The 15,890-nt window shown below is 38.6% G+C and carries 11 protein-coding genes; 3 read left to right on the top strand and 8 right to left on the bottom strand.

Annotation, left to right across the window (positions count from 1 at the left end):
- Positions 1-25 precede the first annotated feature (25 nt).
- On the top strand, positions 26-1,264 hold the full coding sequence (locus ACFIK2_RS05115) for a saccharopine dehydrogenase NADP-binding domain-containing protein (protein ID WP_375633624.1): 1,239 nt from the start codon (positions 26-28) through the stop codon (positions 1,262-1,264).
- A 1,124-nt stretch (positions 1,265-2,388) separates the two neighbouring features.
- Here the strand turns inward: ACFIK2_RS05115 and lpdA are convergent.
- The 8 genes from lpdA to ACFIK2_RS05075 form a co-directional block, all read right to left on the bottom strand.
- Positions 2,389-3,795 carry a dihydrolipoyl dehydrogenase gene (gene lpdA / locus ACFIK2_RS05110; RefSeq protein WP_375633625.1) on the bottom strand — a complete coding sequence of 469 codons (1,407 nt, stop codon included), beginning with the start codon at positions 3,793-3,795 and terminating at the stop codon, positions 2,389-2,391.
- 31 nt (positions 3,796-3,826) lie between these two features.
- Positions 3,827-5,038 (bottom strand): 2-oxoglutarate dehydrogenase complex dihydrolipoyllysine-residue succinyltransferase, encoded by a 1,212-nt coding sequence (gene odhB / locus ACFIK2_RS05105; RefSeq protein WP_375606076.1) that lies wholly within the window; start codon positions 5,036-5,038, stop codon positions 3,827-3,829.
- 32 nt (positions 5,039-5,070) lie between these two features.
- The gene (locus ACFIK2_RS05100; protein ID WP_375633940.1) at positions 5,071-8,070 is read right to left on the bottom strand and encodes a 2-oxoglutarate dehydrogenase E1 component; all 3,000 of its coding nucleotides are present in this window, start codon (positions 8,068-8,070) and stop codon (positions 5,071-5,073) included.
- Between the two features lie 163 nt (positions 8,071-8,233).
- The gene (gene sucD / locus ACFIK2_RS05095) at positions 8,234-9,136 is read right to left on the bottom strand and encodes a succinate--CoA ligase subunit alpha (RefSeq protein ID WP_375633942.1); all 903 of its coding nucleotides are present in this window, start codon (positions 9,134-9,136) and stop codon (positions 8,234-8,236) included.
- Positions 9,137-9,139: 3 nt separating this feature from the next.
- Positions 9,140-10,336 carry an ADP-forming succinate--CoA ligase subunit beta gene (gene sucC, locus ACFIK2_RS05090; RefSeq protein WP_375633629.1) on the bottom strand — a complete coding sequence of 399 codons (1,197 nt, stop codon included), beginning with the start codon at positions 10,334-10,336 and terminating at the stop codon, positions 9,140-9,142.
- An 88-nt stretch (positions 10,337-10,424) separates the two neighbouring features.
- A complete protein-coding gene (mdh, locus tag ACFIK2_RS05085) occupies positions 10,425-11,387 on the bottom strand; it encodes a malate dehydrogenase (RefSeq protein ID WP_375617436.1) in 963 nt (320 codons plus the stop codon).
- A gap of 289 nt (positions 11,388-11,676) precedes the next feature.
- A complete protein-coding gene (gene zapE, locus ACFIK2_RS05080) occupies positions 11,677-12,876 on the bottom strand; it encodes a cell division protein ZapE (RefSeq protein WP_375633630.1) in 1,200 nt (399 codons plus the stop codon).
- A gap of 98 nt (positions 12,877-12,974) precedes the next feature.
- A complete protein-coding gene (locus ACFIK2_RS05075; protein WP_375633631.1) occupies positions 12,975-13,520 on the bottom strand; it encodes an AprI/Inh family metalloprotease inhibitor in 546 nt (181 codons plus the stop codon).
- A gap of 225 nt (positions 13,521-13,745) precedes the next feature.
- On the opposite strand from ACFIK2_RS05075, the gene dapF reads away from it, so the two are divergent.
- The gene (gene dapF, locus ACFIK2_RS05070) at positions 13,746-14,597 is read left to right on the top strand and encodes a diaminopimelate epimerase (RefSeq protein WP_375671703.1); all 852 of its coding nucleotides are present in this window, start codon (positions 13,746-13,748) and stop codon (positions 14,595-14,597) included.
- A complete protein-coding gene (gene mtaB, locus ACFIK2_RS05065) occupies positions 14,597-15,880 on the top strand; it encodes a tRNA (N(6)-L-threonylcarbamoyladenosine(37)-C(2))-methylthiotransferase MtaB (protein ID WP_375633947.1) in 1,284 nt (427 codons plus the stop codon). The genes dapF and mtaB overlap by 1 nt, the downstream gene beginning before the upstream one ends.
- Positions 15,881-15,890 lie beyond the last annotated feature (10 nt).

Genomic DNA, 15,890 nt, shown 5'->3' with positions numbered 1-15,890 from the left:
TATTAAAAAGGGAGATGGACCTACAATGAAAAAAAATGTTCTCATTATTGGTGCTGGAGGTGTTGCACAAGTTGTTGCACACAAATGTGCTCAAAACAACGATATTCTTGGTGAAATTCATATTGCTTCACGAACACTCAAAAAATGTGAAGCCATCATTGCTTCTATTAAAGAAAAAAACACAATGAAAGAGCAAGGTGTTCTCAAAAGCCATTCGCTCAATGCCATGAATGTAGAAGAAACTATAAAGCTCATCCAAAAGACCAAATGTGAAATTGTCATTAATGTTGGTTCTGCCTTTCTTAATATGTCTGTTCTTTCAGCTTGTATTGAAACAAAATGCGCTTATATCGATACAGCGATTCATGAAGACCCATTGAAAATTTGTGAAACACCTCCTTGGTATGGCAATTATGAATGGCCTCGGCGTCCAGAATGTGAAAAAGCTGGTATAACCGCTATTTTAGGAGCAGGTTTTGACCCAGGTGTAGTGAATGCTTATGCAGCATTAGCGCGCGATGATTATTTTGATAAAATCACAGATATTGATATTATTGATATTAATGCCGGAAATCATGGACGTTGGTTTGCTACAAATTTTGATCCAGAAATTAACTTCCGTGAATTTACAGGACAAGTATGGTCATGGCAAAATAAAAAATGGACTTCCAATAAAATGTTTGAAGTCAGCCATGAATGGGATCTTCCCGTTGTGGGAAAACAAAAAGCCTATATGACAGGACATGATGAAATTCATTCACTTTCCAAAAATCTTGATGTAGAGAATGTCCGTTTCTGGATGGGATTTGGTGATCGTTATATCACTGTTTTTACGGTTCTGAAAAATCTTGGTCTCTTATCTGAACAGCCCATTAAGACAGCAGAAGGACAAGAAGTCGTGCCCTTGAAAGTCGTAAAGGCCGTCTTACCCAACCCTTCCTCTCTCGCCCCAGACTATACAGGAAAAACCTGTATTGGAGATCTTATTAAAGGCGAAAAAGATGGAAACCCGAGAGAAATTTTTATCTATAATATAGCCGATCACAAACAAGCTTTTCATGAAACTGGGGCACAAGGCATTTCCTATACGGCTGGCGTACCAGCAGCCGCAACAGCTCTTCTTATTGCCACAGGTGAATGGGATGTTAAAACTATGGTCAATGTGGAAGAATTACCACCCCACCCTTTCCTTAAATATCTTGATCATATGGGGCTTCCCACTTTTATAAGAGAACAACAAGAGGATAAAAAATTACAATTTTAATACCTATAGAAAGCATATGCTTGATTTTTTAAGTTATCACAAAACTGCCCAATGAAAACAAACTTAATATTCTCGTGTAATTATGGTTTTCAAAAAAATTTTAGCTATTCGTTATATTTTGGCAAAATTGCGATTTCTTAACAACCCTAAAGAAGAGACATAGCATCTTTTTAAGACATAGCGAGCAATGATCAAGAAAAACAGAGAAGAAAAACTAATTTAATCACACTGTATAACTTGTCATTATCATCAAAAAGATAGTGTCATAAACAAAAGATATAAAAATACCGCTCTTTTAAAGAAGAGCGGTATTTTGTAGAATATTCAATCCCTCCCCCCTCTTCATCTTAAATGACAAAGATCCTTAACCCACACCAATCATTAAACAATTCAATTTCTTTGGGTGAATTCCTCTTGGCTTCTCTCTTCATATGATTCACCATCATATACAACATGTTGATTTATAACGCTGAATACTGTAAAATTCTCTTAATCACAAACTCTCTCACATTGAAGCAATTAAAATCTTTTGTCTGCACATCACAAACAAAACGAGCGTGTGAGGTAAAATGATAAAAGAACAGAATAAAAATTCTCTTATGAAAACTCTCAAATAATAAAGAGCTTTAGCAATATTGAGAACTGAAAAAGTGTATTATAATACCAGCGTGTACTTTTACTAAACATAAAGATTATAGTGCACAATAGGTCTTATAACAGTTTGAATGAATTTCATATATTTCAAGAGGAACTTTACAGCTATACCATTCATGAACACCATCGCGAAGTAGATTTAAGCATTTTGAGAGATGTTTTCTTAACACAAAGCACGCAGATAGGCTCAGAATCCTATCTTAAATATTTTATAACAGTATAAAAACTACCCCATATATAAAACTTTACATAGACTAAACACCACCGCTCTAAACGATAGTGCACAACAGAATAATCAATCAAAACTGCACAACAGATATCTAAAACATTAACTATCGAAAAGCATACAACAAATGGAACATTTCAATACAATTGGTTATATTCTTTTTTTAAGTTTTAAAATGTTGTTGCATGCTTCACAAATATTTTCTGCCCCCCGTACCTTTTAAAATTTACTTTTTAAAAGCTTTTTAAATATGAAGTGGTTTAGCAAATGTTGCCAAAGCTGCCTCACGCACGGCTTCTGATAAGGTAGGATGTGCATGGCAACAACGTCCCAGATCTTCTGATGAACCTCCAAATTCCATTAAAACTGCAATTTCATGGATCATTTCACCAGCACCAAATCCAAGAATATGCCCCCCTAATACCCGATCTGTTTTTTTATCAGAAAGGATTTTAACGAACCCATCACTCTTTTGCATTGCACGTGCACGACCATTAGCCATAAAAGGAAATTTGCCAACATTATATTCAATACCAGCAGTTTTTAGCTCTTCTTCTGTCCTTCCTACACTCGCAATTTCCGGCTGTGTATAAACAACACTAGGAATAACATCAAAATTAACATGCCCTTTTTGACCTGCCAAAATTTCTGCCACAGCAACGCCTTCTTCCTCTGCTTTATGTGCTAGCATTGGCCCTTTTACGACATCACCAATCGCATAAATTCCTGGAACATTCGTCTGCCAATGAGCATCAATTGCAATAAATCCGCGTTCATCTAACTGAACACCAGCCTCTTGTAATCCAAGCCCCTCTGTATAAGGAGAACGTCCAGTAGCAATAAGCACAACATCAGCCTCTAAAGTTTCAGATTCACCACCTTTGACAGATTCAAAGCTCACCTGAGCAGTTGAGCCAGATTGTGTAACAGCTGTTACCTTTGCACCCGTTTTATATTCAATCCCCTGTTTTTCCATTAATTTCTGAAATTGCCGTGAAACTTCACCATCCATTGAGCCCAAAACTTTATTAAGATACTCAATAATGGTCACCTTAGCACCTAAACGGCTCCAAACTGATCCAAGTTCTGAACCAATGACACCAGCACCTACTACAATCATATGCGTTGGTACTTTTTCAAGTGAAAGAGCTCCCGTAGAAGAAACAATAGTCTTTTCATCAATTTCAACATTCACCCCTGGAATGCCTGAACTCTCTGAACCGGTAGCAATAATAATATTTTTTGTCTCAATTGTTTGTTTATTACCATCTCTGGCAACAACTTCCACATGACCCGCACTCAAAATTTTGGCTGTCCCCAAAAAAGTATCAACTTTATTTTTTTTCATCAAAAAAGAAACACCACTCGTATTGGCTGTCACCACAGCTTTCTTATGAACCATCATTTGTTCAAGATTAAGCTTAGATTTACCAATAGAAATACCAAGCGTTTCAAAACCATGCTGGGTTTCAGAAAACACTTCTGAAGCATGCAGCAACGCTTTAGAAGGAATACAACCAACGTTGAGACATGTTCCTCCTAATGTTGTACGCTTTTCAATAATTGCTACTTTAAGTCCCAGTTGCGCCGCTTTTATTGCTGCTACATAACCACCTGGACCCGCTCCGATCACAGCCACATCATAAGACATCCGTTTCTCCTTTCATCCTGAAAACTGTATTTTACAAATCAAGAACAAGGCGTTCCGGATCTTCTAAGCTTTCCTTAACACGCACAAGGAAAGTCACAGCTTCTTGCCCATCCACAATACGATGATCATAAGAAAGCGCTAAATACATCATGGGGCGGATCACAACTTGACCCTCAACAACCATTGCTCGCTCTTTAATCGCATGCATTCCCAAAATACCAGATTGTGGTGCATTCAAAATCGGTGTTGACATCAACGATCCATACACACCACCATTGGTAATGGTAAAAGTTCCGCCCTGCATATCAGAAACGGCTAATTTTCCATCACGCGCAAGACGCCCCAAACGACCAATCTCTTTTTCAATCTCTGCCAATGACATTTGATCTGCATCTCGCACCACTGGAACAACAAGCCCTTTATCCGTTCCAACAGCAATTCCAACATTAACATAGTTTTTGTAAACAATATCTGTCCCATCAATCTCTGCATTAACAGCAGGAAGTTCTTTTAATGCATGACAAACAGCCTTGGTAAAAAAACCCATAAAACCAAGTTTAACACCATGTTTCTTTTCAAAAAGATCCTTATAACGCTTGCGCAAATCCATCACTGCTGACATATCAACCTCATTAAATGTGGTTAACATTGCTGCTACATTTTGTGCATCTTTAAGACGGCGAGCAATTGTTTGACGCAATTTCGTCATACGAACCCGCTCTTCACGTGTTTCTTGGACAGGAGTTGCCGAAGAACTCGTCGCAGAAGAAGAGGGTGTAGGAGCATTTGTACTTTGTTTTAATCCACCAAGAACATCTTCTTTAAGAATTTGTCCACGTTTTCCAGAACCTGAAATATCGCTTTTTGCAACATTATTTTCAGCCATCAATTTTGCTGCTGAAGGAGAAGGAGGCATTGCACTGCTCAAAGCAGGCTTCTCCGATTCAGATGAAGCCGCTGGAACAAGTGTAGCAGAAGGTGAAAGTGATTGGGAGATACCAGCTTCTCCAGCCTTCACCACTCCTAAAAGAGCATTTACTTCAACCGTATCGCCTTCTTTTGCAATGATTTCAGATAATTTCCCAGCAACAGGAGAAGGAACTTCAACGGTTACCTTATCAGTTTCTAATTCAACCAAAGGCTCATCCATAGCGACAGCTTCGCCAAGTTTTTTAAACCATTTGCCAACCGTTGCTTCGGTAACCGATTCGCCCAAAGTAGGAACACGAATTTCAGTAGTCATAATATTTTTCCATACATCAGAGTAGTAATAAATTAAGAACCTAACGCGTCTTTAAGAAACGCAGCCAGTTGTTCAAGGTGTTTCACCATTAACCCAGAGGCCGGTGACGCACTCGCAGGACGTCCTGCATAACGAGCACGTGAATATTGCGCATTAATATGCGTCAAAACCCATTCCAAATAAGGCTCAATAAATGACCAAGCCCCCATGTTTTTTGGTTCCTCTTGGCACCAAAAAACTTCCGCCTGCAAAAAGCGCGATAATACATTCACCAAAACTTTTGCAGGGAAAGGATAAAGCTGTTCAACACGAAGGAGGTAAACATCATCAATACCCCTTTTTTCACGTTCTTCATAAAGGTCGTAATAAACCTTACCAGTACAAAGAACGACACGGCGAATCTTATTATCTTTTTGCAACTTAATGACAGAATCTTTGAGACATTCTGCATCATCAAGCAACACACGACAAAAACTTGTTTCTGGCCCCATTTCATTGAGAAAAGAAACAGCTCGCTTATGACGTAAAAGTGATTTCGGTGTCATCAAAATCAATGGCTTCCGGAAATCACGCTTAATTTGTCGACGCAAAATATGAAAATAATTTGCAGGGGTTGTACAATTAGCAACCTGCATATTATCTTCCGCACAAAGTTGAAGAAACCGTTCTAAACGTGCAGAAGAATGCTCCGGCCCTTGCCCTTCAAAACCATGAGGCAATAAACACACAAGACCAGACATACGAAGCCACTTACGCTCTGCGGATGAAATAAATTGATCAAAAATGACCTGTGCACCATTAGAAAAATCACCAAATTGTGCTTCCCAAAGTGTTAATCCTCGTGGTTCAGCAAGAGAATATCCATATTCAAAACCAAGAACAGCTTCTTCAGAAAGCATAGAATTAACAACATCATAAAGCGCTTGCCCCTTTTGTAAATGATTCAAAGGAATATAACGCGCCTCATTTTCTTGGTCATAAAGAACTGAATGACGTTGTGAAAAAGTTCCCCGTTCAACATCTTCACCGGAAAGACGAACCGGTGCTCCTTCCAAACAAAGTGAACCAAAAGCTAAAGCTTCAGCAGTTGCCCAGTCAACACCCTCACCGGTTTCAAAAATTTTAGCACGATTATTTAAAAAACGTTGAATGGTTTTGTGAACGTGAAAATCTGCCGGAATTTCAACAATTTTCTGACCAATTTCCTTTAAAGTTTTTAATTCAACACCAGTTGTTCTAGAATGCTGCTCATCAGAACTACTAAAAGCTTTGAGTCCCGTCCAGCTTCCATCAAGCCAATCAGCCTTATTAGGTTTATAAGAAGCACTTGCTTCAAGTTCACCTTCAAGCTTATCGCGCCATAATTTTTTTTGTTGCTCAATCTCTTCTGAAGTAACCATTCCTTCTGCTACCAATTGGTCACTATAAAGTTGAAGTGTTGTTTTATGATTACGTATTGCTTTATACATAAGCGGCTGCGTAAAGGAAGGTTCATCACCTTCATTATGCCCATAACGGCGATAACAAAACATATCAATAACCACTGGTTTATGGAAAATCTGGCGAAACTCTGTTGCTATTTTGGCAACAAAAACAACTGCCTCAGGATCATCACCATTCACATGGAAAATTGGTGCGTCAATCATTTTTGCGACATCTGATGGATAAGGCGAAGAACGTGAAAAACGTGGAGATGTTGTAAAACCAATCTGGTTATTGATAATAACATGAAGTGAGCCTGCAACACGATAACCTTTAAGACCTGAAAGACCAAAAGTTTCTTGGATAACGCCTTGTCCTGCAAAAGCGGCATCACCATGAATAAGCAATGGCATCACTTTTGAACGCTCACTTAATGGGAGTAAATCAGTATGCGCATGTCCCATAAGTTGATCTTGTTTAGCACGTGCTTTTCCCATAACAACCGGATCAACAATCTCAAGATGAGATGGATTGGCCAACAGCGATAAATGAACTTTTTTACCATCAAAGTCCAGATCAGCGGTAGTTCCCAAATGATATTTGACATCACCGGATCCCTCCACATCATCAGGCTTGTAAGATCCCCCTTTGAATTCATGAAAAATAGCCCTATGCGGTTTGGCAAGAACTTGTGAAAGAACATTTAAACGACCACGATGGGCCATCCCTAAAATAACTTCCCTAACCCCCAAAGCACTACCACATTTGATAATCTGCTCAAGAGCGGGAATCAACGCCTCACCACCATCGAGTCCAAAACGCTTTGTGCCTTTATATTTAGTGTCTAAAAACTGTTCGAATCCCTCTGCCTGAATAAGCTTATTCAGAATAGCTTTCTTGTCTTGGTGTGTGAAAGAATTTTTTTTATCTCGCCCTTCAATGCGTTCTTGAAGCCATACTTTCTGAACCGGATCAGAAACATGCATATATTCCACACCGATTGTTGAACAATAGGTACGATTGAGAATCTCAAGCATTTGCGGAATAGTTGCATATTCCAACCCTAAAACATTATCAATAAAAATGGGACGCTCGTAATCAGCTGGAGTAAAACCATACGCTTCTGGAGAAAGTTCCTTATAATCTTCTTGTTTTTCGGCCAATTGAAGAGGGTCAAGTTGCGCATGAAGATGTCCCCGTTCTCGAAACGCACGAATCATCATAATTGCATGAACGGAATCACGTGTTGCACGAATAATATCTTGTTCACTGGAAGTTTTTCCCTTTTGTGCAGCACCTGTTATTGCTTTTTCCTTTAATTTATCGCCAAAATATTTTTCAAGAGAAGACCAATCACCATCAAGAGCAGAAATCAATTCACCCTCTGCTTTTAATGGCCAATGATCACGCTGCCATGTTGCTCCTTCAGCATTTTTAAGAACATCTTCTTTATTATCATGAAGTCCTTCAAAAAAAGCACGCCACTGTGAATCAACACTGGTAGGATCTTTTTCATATTGAGCATAAAGTTGATCTATATAATCCGCATTCCCACCATAAAGAAATGATGTCTGTGCAAAAAGGCTATTTATTTCGTCCTGCCTTGCCATATACTTCTCCGGAACATTTATTCCGTCTCCTTATATCTCTTTTTGACCTTTAAATGCTTACAAACAAGCAGTGATTCGAACATTCAAAAAAGTTTTACCTTTTTATACTCAAGTTTTCTCACCTGAATCTAAGAACCTTTTCTTATTCAGGTGAAACTTTCTTTTAGCCTTTCAAAACTGACATCAAAGTCTTACCTATCTGTGATGGCGAAGAAGACACACGAATCCCTGCTGATTCCATTGCCGCAATTTTATCTTCTGCTCCACCTTTACCACCAGAAATAACAGCACCAGCATGTCCCATTGTACGTCCTGGAGGAGCCGTACGGCCAGCAATAAAGCCAACAACTGGCTTTTTTCGACCTTTTCTTGCTTCATCTTGCAGAAACTGTGCTGCTTCTTCTTCAGCAGAACCACCAATCTCACCAATCATAACAATAGACTCGGTTTCATCATCCGCTAAAAACATTTCCAACACATCAATAAATTCAGTACCCTTAACAGGATCGCCACCAATCCCTATAGCAGTTGTTTGTCCGAGACCTTCCTGACTCGTTTGAAAAACGGCTTCATAAGTTAAAGTTCCCGACCTCGAGACAACCCCAACAGAACCTTTTCTAAAAATAGAACCAGGCATAATACCAATTTTACATTCATTTGGTGTAAGAATACCGGGACAATTAGGACCAATAAGACGAGACTTTGAGTTTTCTAATCGCGCCTTCACTTTAACCATATCCATAACGGGAATACCTTCCGTAATACAGATAATTAAACGAACTTCAGCTTCTATAGCCTCTATAATAGCTGCCGCAGCCCCTGCAGGAGGAACATAAATAACGGAAGCATCTGCACCTGTTTTTTCTTTTGCTTCTGCAACATTAGCGAAAATAGGAAGAGTTTCGCCTTTTAAACCTTCCCATGTTTCTCCACCCTTTTTAGGATTAACGCCACCAACCATTTGCGTACCATGATAAGCAAGTGCCTGTTCTGTATGAAATGTTCCTGTTTTTCCTGTAAGCCCTTGAACTAGAACTTTTGTCTCTTTATTCACAAGAATTGACATAGCTTAAGCTCCCTTCACGGCTGCAACAATTTTTTGGGCAGCATCATCTAAATCATCAGCAGGAATAACATTCAAACCACTCTCATTGATAATTGCTTTACCTTGCTCAACATTAGTACCTTCAAGACGAACAACCAAGGGAACCTTTAAACCAACCTCACGAACAGCAGCAACCACACCTTCAGCAATGACATCACAACGCATAATACCACCAAAAATGTTAACTAAAATGCCCTTAACATTTGGATCGGCCGTAATAATTTTAAAAGCAGCTGTCACCTTTTCTTTTGATGCTCCACCACCAACATCCAAAAAATTCGCTGGCTCTGCTCCATAAAGCTTAATGATATCCATTGTTGCCATAGCAAGCCCAGCACCATTAACCATGCAACCAATCGTACCCTCAAGAGCAACATAAGCAAGATCATGCTTTGATGCTTCTATTTCCTTTGGATCTTCTTCTGAAAGATCGCGCAATTCTAAAATATCTGGATGACGAAACAGAGCATTATTATCAAAAGAAACTTTCGCATCAAGAACACGCAAGTGACCATCTTTCATCACAATAAGCGGATTGATTTCTAAAAGGCTCATATCTTTTTCACAAAATGCCTTATAGAGAATCGAAAAAAGCTTTTCACCATCTTCTCGCGCACTACTTTGTAGTTTCAACGCATCACAAAGTCTTGCACAATCAGCTGAAGTAACACCCTCTACAGCATCAATGGGAAGCGTGAATATTTTTTCTGGTGTCTCTTCAGCAACCGTTTCAATATCCATTCCACCTTCTGTTGAAACAACAAAAGCAATTCGACCAACGCTACGATCAACCAAAAGTGAAAGATAAAGCTCCCGTTCAATATCGGCACCATCTTCAATATAAAGGCGGTTGACCTGCTTACCCTCTGGACCAGTTTGTTTGGTTACCAAAGTTTTTCCAAGCATTTCTTGAACATTTGCAACAACTTCTTCAACAGATTGTGCAAGCCGAACACCACCCTTTGCATCAGGACCAAGTTCTTTAAACTTACCCTTACCACGACCACCAGCGTGTATCTGACTTTTAACCACATAGAGAGGTCCGGGCAATTTTTCCGCCCATTTTTCAGCTTGCTCTACAGAATAAACAGCGACACCATTTGCAATTGGTGCTCCATATTCATGAAGCAGACGTTTGGCCTGATACTCATGGATATTCATGCATTTGTCCTTTTCTTTTATGGATCTTATTAATCCTAAAGTTTTAACATTCTAAATACTTATTTTAATGAATTAAATCTTGTTCAATTTACTTGAGACTAGGTACAAGAGCAATACAAGCTTCACAAAGCTTTTTAACCGCATTTACTGAATGATCAAAAGCACCTCTTTCTTCTTTATCAAGATCAATTTCAATGACTCGTTCAACACCACCTGCACCAAGTACAACAGGTACCCCAACATAGGTATCATTAACCCCATATTCTCCTGAAAGATAAGCTGCAACAGGCACAACACGCTTAGTATCCTTTAGATAGGCCTCAGCCATAGAAACAGCAGAAGCTGCTGGTGCATAATAAGCAGAACCTGTTTTTAACAAACCAACAATCTCTGCACCGCCATCACGGGTACGCTGGATAATTTGATCAATTCTTTCCTGTGTTGTCCAGCCCATCTTTATAAGATCAGGCAAAGAAATACCACCAACTGTTGAATAACGCACGAGAGGAACCATTGTATCACCGTGCCCCCCTAAAACAAACGCTGTCACATCTCTAATAGAGACCTTAAATTCCTCAGATAAAAAATGACGAAAACGCGCTGAATCAAGAACACCAGCCATACCAACTACTTTATGTGTAGGGAGACCTGAAAATTTCTGCAATGCCCACACCATCGCATCAAGGGGATTGGTAATACAAATAACAAACGCTGAAGAAGCGTATTTTTTAATTCCAGCTCCAACTTGTTCCATAACCTTTAAATTAATGCCCAAAAGTTCATCACGGCTCATACCAGGTTTTCGCGCAACACCTGCTGTTACAATAACAACATCAGCATCTTCAATTGCTTCATAAGCATTAGCACCTTTTAGACTGATATCAAAACCATCAACGGGAGAAGATTCGGCGATATCTAGAGCCTTACCTTGTGGCACACCTTCTGTAATATCAAATAAGACCACATCAGCAAGCTCTTTAAGCCCAATAATATGTGCTAAAGTACCACCAATCATACCTGAACCAATGAGAGCTATTTTTTTCCGTGCCATTTTATTTTTTCCTAACTTTTAGATCATTCAGCGCACACCCAATCAACGTCCGTATACTGAATATTTTTGACTTCAACCATATTCAAACAATATCATAAAAAGGAGTAAAGAAATGAAATTTACAAATTTATCTCCTTACAGAAACAACAACCCTCCGCTGAAACAACTATTAGAAAATTATCACGATGTATCGATAAAGTGAATTTAAAAAAAATACAACAGAATTATTATATTTCTTTAATTTCAAAAAGTTATTGTTTTGACAGTTTACGTAAAGGTAAAAGTATAATCAATGCTTCTTCTTCAAAAGAAAATGTTCTTCCCAAAGTTTTAAATAATCGTAGCTTTGCATTTCGAAAAGACGTGATTGTGTTCTTTGAAATTCAAATGTTTCCGTAATCTGCGCATGCCCTTTATACAAATCCCCTATCCCTGCGGCTGCCGACATAAACAACCGTATATGCCGCTCATAAAGAATATCAATAAGCAAAATAAACCGTTTTGTTTCATTGCGACATGTATCATCCATGACCGGTACATTATCAATAAAAATCGTATGATAATGCTCTCCTAATAACAAATATTCAGCCGCGGCCAAAGGTTTTGCACATAAATCCCCATAATCAAAACGAGCACATCCTGCACCAAAGCGCGGAATAGGAATAAAGCGCCCTTTTATAGAAAGCTCATCAGACATCTCCTTATGTCCTTGCAATACAAGTGCCCATGCTTGATCCATATATTCATTTGCTTGGACCCCCAACGGCGATACATACATCTGTTGTAGATTTGATTTTTCAAGGCGATAATCTGTTTTTGCATCAAGATTAACAACACGAACATATGCTTTCAAAACTTGAATAAAAGGTAAAAAGAGCTCACGATTCAAACCGTTACAATAAAGGTTATCCGGCGCCACATTTGAAGTCGCAATAAAGAAAATTCCTTTATCAAACAGAGCAGAAATAAGCCGCCCCAATACCATAGCATCAGCAATATCCGTTACACTAAACTCATCAAAACAAAGTACTTTTGCTTCTCGTGCAAGATCTTTAGCAACAGCTAAAATAGGATTATCTTGTTTAAATTTTGTACACCCAGATGCTTGACGATAAGAATTAATACGCTCATGCACATCAGCCATAAAATCATTAAAATGGGCACGCTTTTTATGAACTTTAGGCAAACAAGAAAAGAACAAATCCATCAGCATGGTTTTGCCCCGTCCTACTTCACCATAAATATACAGTCCCTGAAAAAAAACTGTTTCATCTCCTTGTTTTACAACGCAAGAAATATTTTGTTTTTTCCTTTTAAATATTCTGTTAAAGAAAGAGCAAAATATCCAAGGCAAAGAATGAGAGATATTTTGTTCCGCAATTTTTTTTAATAAATGATCAAAATATTCTGTTATAGCTAATTGAGCGGGATCAAAACAAACCTCTCCTTTAGCGACAAGCTCCTTATAACGTGTTGAAACGAGAATCATCCAAAAAACCTTTTTCAAACCGACCTCAATGAAAAATACAAATACTTTTCAAGAATCTGTCCGTCTAGTTTAGTTTGTCATAAACGATCAAAAATGATTTAACGACTTAAAATAACGGGATGATCATCAAGTGTACGTCCCTCAAAACGATCAACATTTGAAGAATAAAGAACGAGGATAACACGTCCAGAGTTATTATAAAAATATAATCTTTTTCCTTTAACAGCCCACGATCTCACTTGGGAAACAATTCCTGGACAGTGTAAAGGACCAGCACGGTACCCTTGTCCAAACTTTGTTTGTGGAGTTGCAATCCGGCAAACTTTTCCTCCCATAGAAAGATTCCATACCCCAGCAATACTTGCAGGAAATAAATCAGTGGCATTGCTTGGCAATTCGAGACTAGCCATTCGTCCATCGCTCTGAGAATCTCCTTTTTCATACATCGGAGCGTTTGCATCTTCAGATATCGACGAAGAAGTAGACGACAGATCAGACGCTTCTAATATTGTCATTTTTTGAGATGGATAAAAAACTTCTAATGCGTTACCATCGTCATTACCATCAAACCGTGTTGTTGAACACCCCCCTAAAAACATTACAGTTGATAGTGCAACGAAAAACGAAACTTTTGAAAACGCCATGTCTGTACTCTCTCCCACGACAATAAATAAGTTCACAAAAAAATTAAGCGAATATTTGTTATAGTTACAAAGATAAATTAACAAATTAAAAAAAACAGGTTAAAATCACTTATTTTAAAAGAAATAATTTATGTACCCAATTTTATATTTATTAAACACTAGAAATTTATAATATTTTCAGTCATATATCTTTTTATAAGTAATCATTAGAAATAGAGAAGTTTCATGAAAACGCCATTTAGCAAAATGGACGGTCTTGGAAATCAAATTATTGTTGTTGATATGCGTGAAAGCACATACGCTCTTACACCACAAGCAATCCTTGCTTTGTCGGCAGATCCTGAAATGCATTTTGATCAAATCATGGCTATCCACACACCAACCCAGAAAAAAACCGACTTCCGCATAGAAATATGGAATGCTGACGGATCAATGGCTAAAGCTTGTGGCAATGGTACCCGCTGTGTCATCGCATGGCTTAAAGATCACAATTTTGGTGAAAAATTTCATTTAGAAACTCCCGCTGGAATTATTGAAGGAAAATACCAAACCGATAATCTCATTTCTGTTGATATGGGATGCCCAAATTTCAATGCAAAAGAGATGCCTGTTTCACGTGAAATAGTTGATACCAATCACGTAGAAATTATGGCTGGTCCCCTAAAAGACGCTTGTCTCATATCCATTGGCAATCTCCATGCTATCTTTTTTGTTGAAAATGATATTCAACATATTCCATTAGAAAAATATGGGCCAAAACTTGAACATGACCCCCTGTTTCCCGAACGGTGCAATATTTCCATTGCTTGCATAACGTCAAAGAAAAGTCTAAATTTACGTACATGGGAGCGAGGGGCAGGATTAACACAAGCATGTGGGAGTGCTGCTTGTGCAAGTGCAGTGGCTGCTTATCGTCGTGGACTTACAGAGCGCCATGTTGATGTAAATTTACCTAAGGGAACACTTAATATTTTTTACCGAGAAGACGATCATATTATCATGACAGGACCAATTAAATATCACTTTAGTGGTTTTTTAAGCCCTTTAACAGGGTGCTACAAAAAGGATCACTCCTGATGGCAATAGAAATTGTAACTTTTGGTTGTCGACTTAATAGCTACGAATCGGAAATCATTCGCAAAGAAAGTACTTCTTCAGGGCTAGATCAACTTAAAGATGGTGCTATTATCTTTAATACCTGTGCTGTCACTGCCGAAGCCGTACGACAAGCAAAACAAGCTATCCGCAAAGCAAGACGTGAAAATCCTCATACGCGTATCATTGTAACAGGGTGTGCAGCCCAAACAGAAGCACAAAATTTTGCCTCAATGACAGAAGTAGATCTTGTTTTAGGAAACGAAGATAAACTTCACGCTCATTCTTATCGTCAACTTCCTGATTTTGGTATTAATCATTCTGAAAAGGTGCATATCAATGACATTATGGAAGTACAAAAAATTGCTCCACATATGGTCAGTGCAATGCAAGAGCGCACCCGCGCTTTTGTACAGGTACAAAACGGATGCGATCACCGCTGTACATTTTGCATTATTCCTTATGGACGAGGACCATCTCGTTCAGTTCCCATGGGTGTTGTCATAGAACAAATTAAAAAGCTGATAGGTGGGGGTATCCAAGAAGTGGTCCTTACAGGTGTTGACCTTACAAGTTATGGCCACGATCTTCCTGGAAAAGCTACTCTAGGAAAATTAACTTCAGCTATTTTGCATCATGTCCCTGACTTAGCCCGATTACGCCTCTCATCTATTGACTCTATTGAAGCAGACGAAGAACTCATAAATCTTTTAGCTTATGAAACAAGAATCATGCCCCATTTGCATTTATCTTTGCAAGCAGGTGATAATATGATTTTAAAACGGATGAAACGGCGCCATCTGCGCGAACATGCCATTCAATTTTGCCAAGAATTGCGTGCCAAACGTTCTACAATGGTTTATGGTGCCGACTTAATTGCTGGTTTTCCTACAGAAACAGAAGAGATGTTTCAAAATAGTCTTGCCTTAATCAAAGACTGTAATTTAACCCATCTCCATGTCTTCCCCTTTAGTCCAAGAGAAGGAACACCTGCCGCACGTATGCCACAAATCAACCGTAAAATAGTTAAGCTGCGTGCTGAAAAATTGCGTAAAGCAGGTGATATGGCTTACCAAAAGCATCTTGCTCATTTACAAAACAGTCTACAAACAATTCTCGTTGAAAAAGATGAAATCGGACGAACAGAAGATTATACTCTTGTACAAGTTAAAGGTGCAAAAGCAGGAACAATTGTTCAAGCACTTATCGTTGATCATGATGGCGATAAATTGATTGCTGTCCCTCCAAAATTAAACGCTGCTTGAGCAGGAGAAT

This window comes from Bartonella sp. AP88XZML (assembly GCF_042195565.1).
GTDB lineage: Bacteria > Pseudomonadota > Alphaproteobacteria > Rhizobiales > Rhizobiaceae > Bartonella.
The sequence above is the reverse complement of the archived record's forward strand: the minus strand, read 5'-3'. Positions and strand labels throughout refer to the sequence as shown.

Coding starts and splice junctions, on each gene's coding strand:
- ACFIK2_RS05115 (WP_375633624.1), top strand. CDS start 26: ATGAAAAAAAATGTTCTCATTATTGGTGCTGGAGGTGTTGCACAAGTT.
- lpdA (WP_375633625.1), bottom strand. CDS start 3,795: ATGTCTTATGATGTGGCTGTGATCGGAGCGGGTCCAGGTGGTTATGTA.
- odhB (WP_375606076.1), bottom strand. CDS start 5,038: ATGACTACTGAAATTCGTGTTCCTACTTTGGGCGAATCGGTTACCGAA.
- ACFIK2_RS05100 (WP_375633940.1), bottom strand. CDS start 8,070: ATGGCAAGGCAGGACGAAATAAATAGCCTTTTTGCACAGACATCATTT.
- sucD (WP_375633942.1), bottom strand. CDS start 9,136: ATGTCAATTCTTGTGAATAAAGAGACAAAAGTTCTAGTTCAAGGGCTT.
- sucC (WP_375633629.1), bottom strand. CDS start 10,336: ATGAATATCCATGAGTATCAGGCCAAACGTCTGCTTCATGAATATGGA.
- mdh (WP_375617436.1), bottom strand. CDS start 11,387: ATGGCACGGAAAAAAATAGCTCTCATTGGTTCAGGTATGATTGGTGGT.
- zapE (WP_375633630.1), bottom strand. CDS start 12,876: ATGATTCTCGTTTCAACACGTTATAAGGAGCTTGTCGCTAAAGGAGAG.
- ACFIK2_RS05075 (WP_375633631.1), bottom strand. CDS start 13,520: ATGGCGTTTTCAAAAGTTTCGTTTTTCGTTGCACTATCAACTGTAATG.
- dapF (WP_375671703.1), top strand. CDS start 13,746: ATGAAAACGCCATTTAGCAAAATGGACGGTCTTGGAAATCAAATTATT.
- mtaB (WP_375633947.1), top strand. CDS start 14,597: ATGGCAATAGAAATTGTAACTTTTGGTTGTCGACTTAATAGCTACGAA.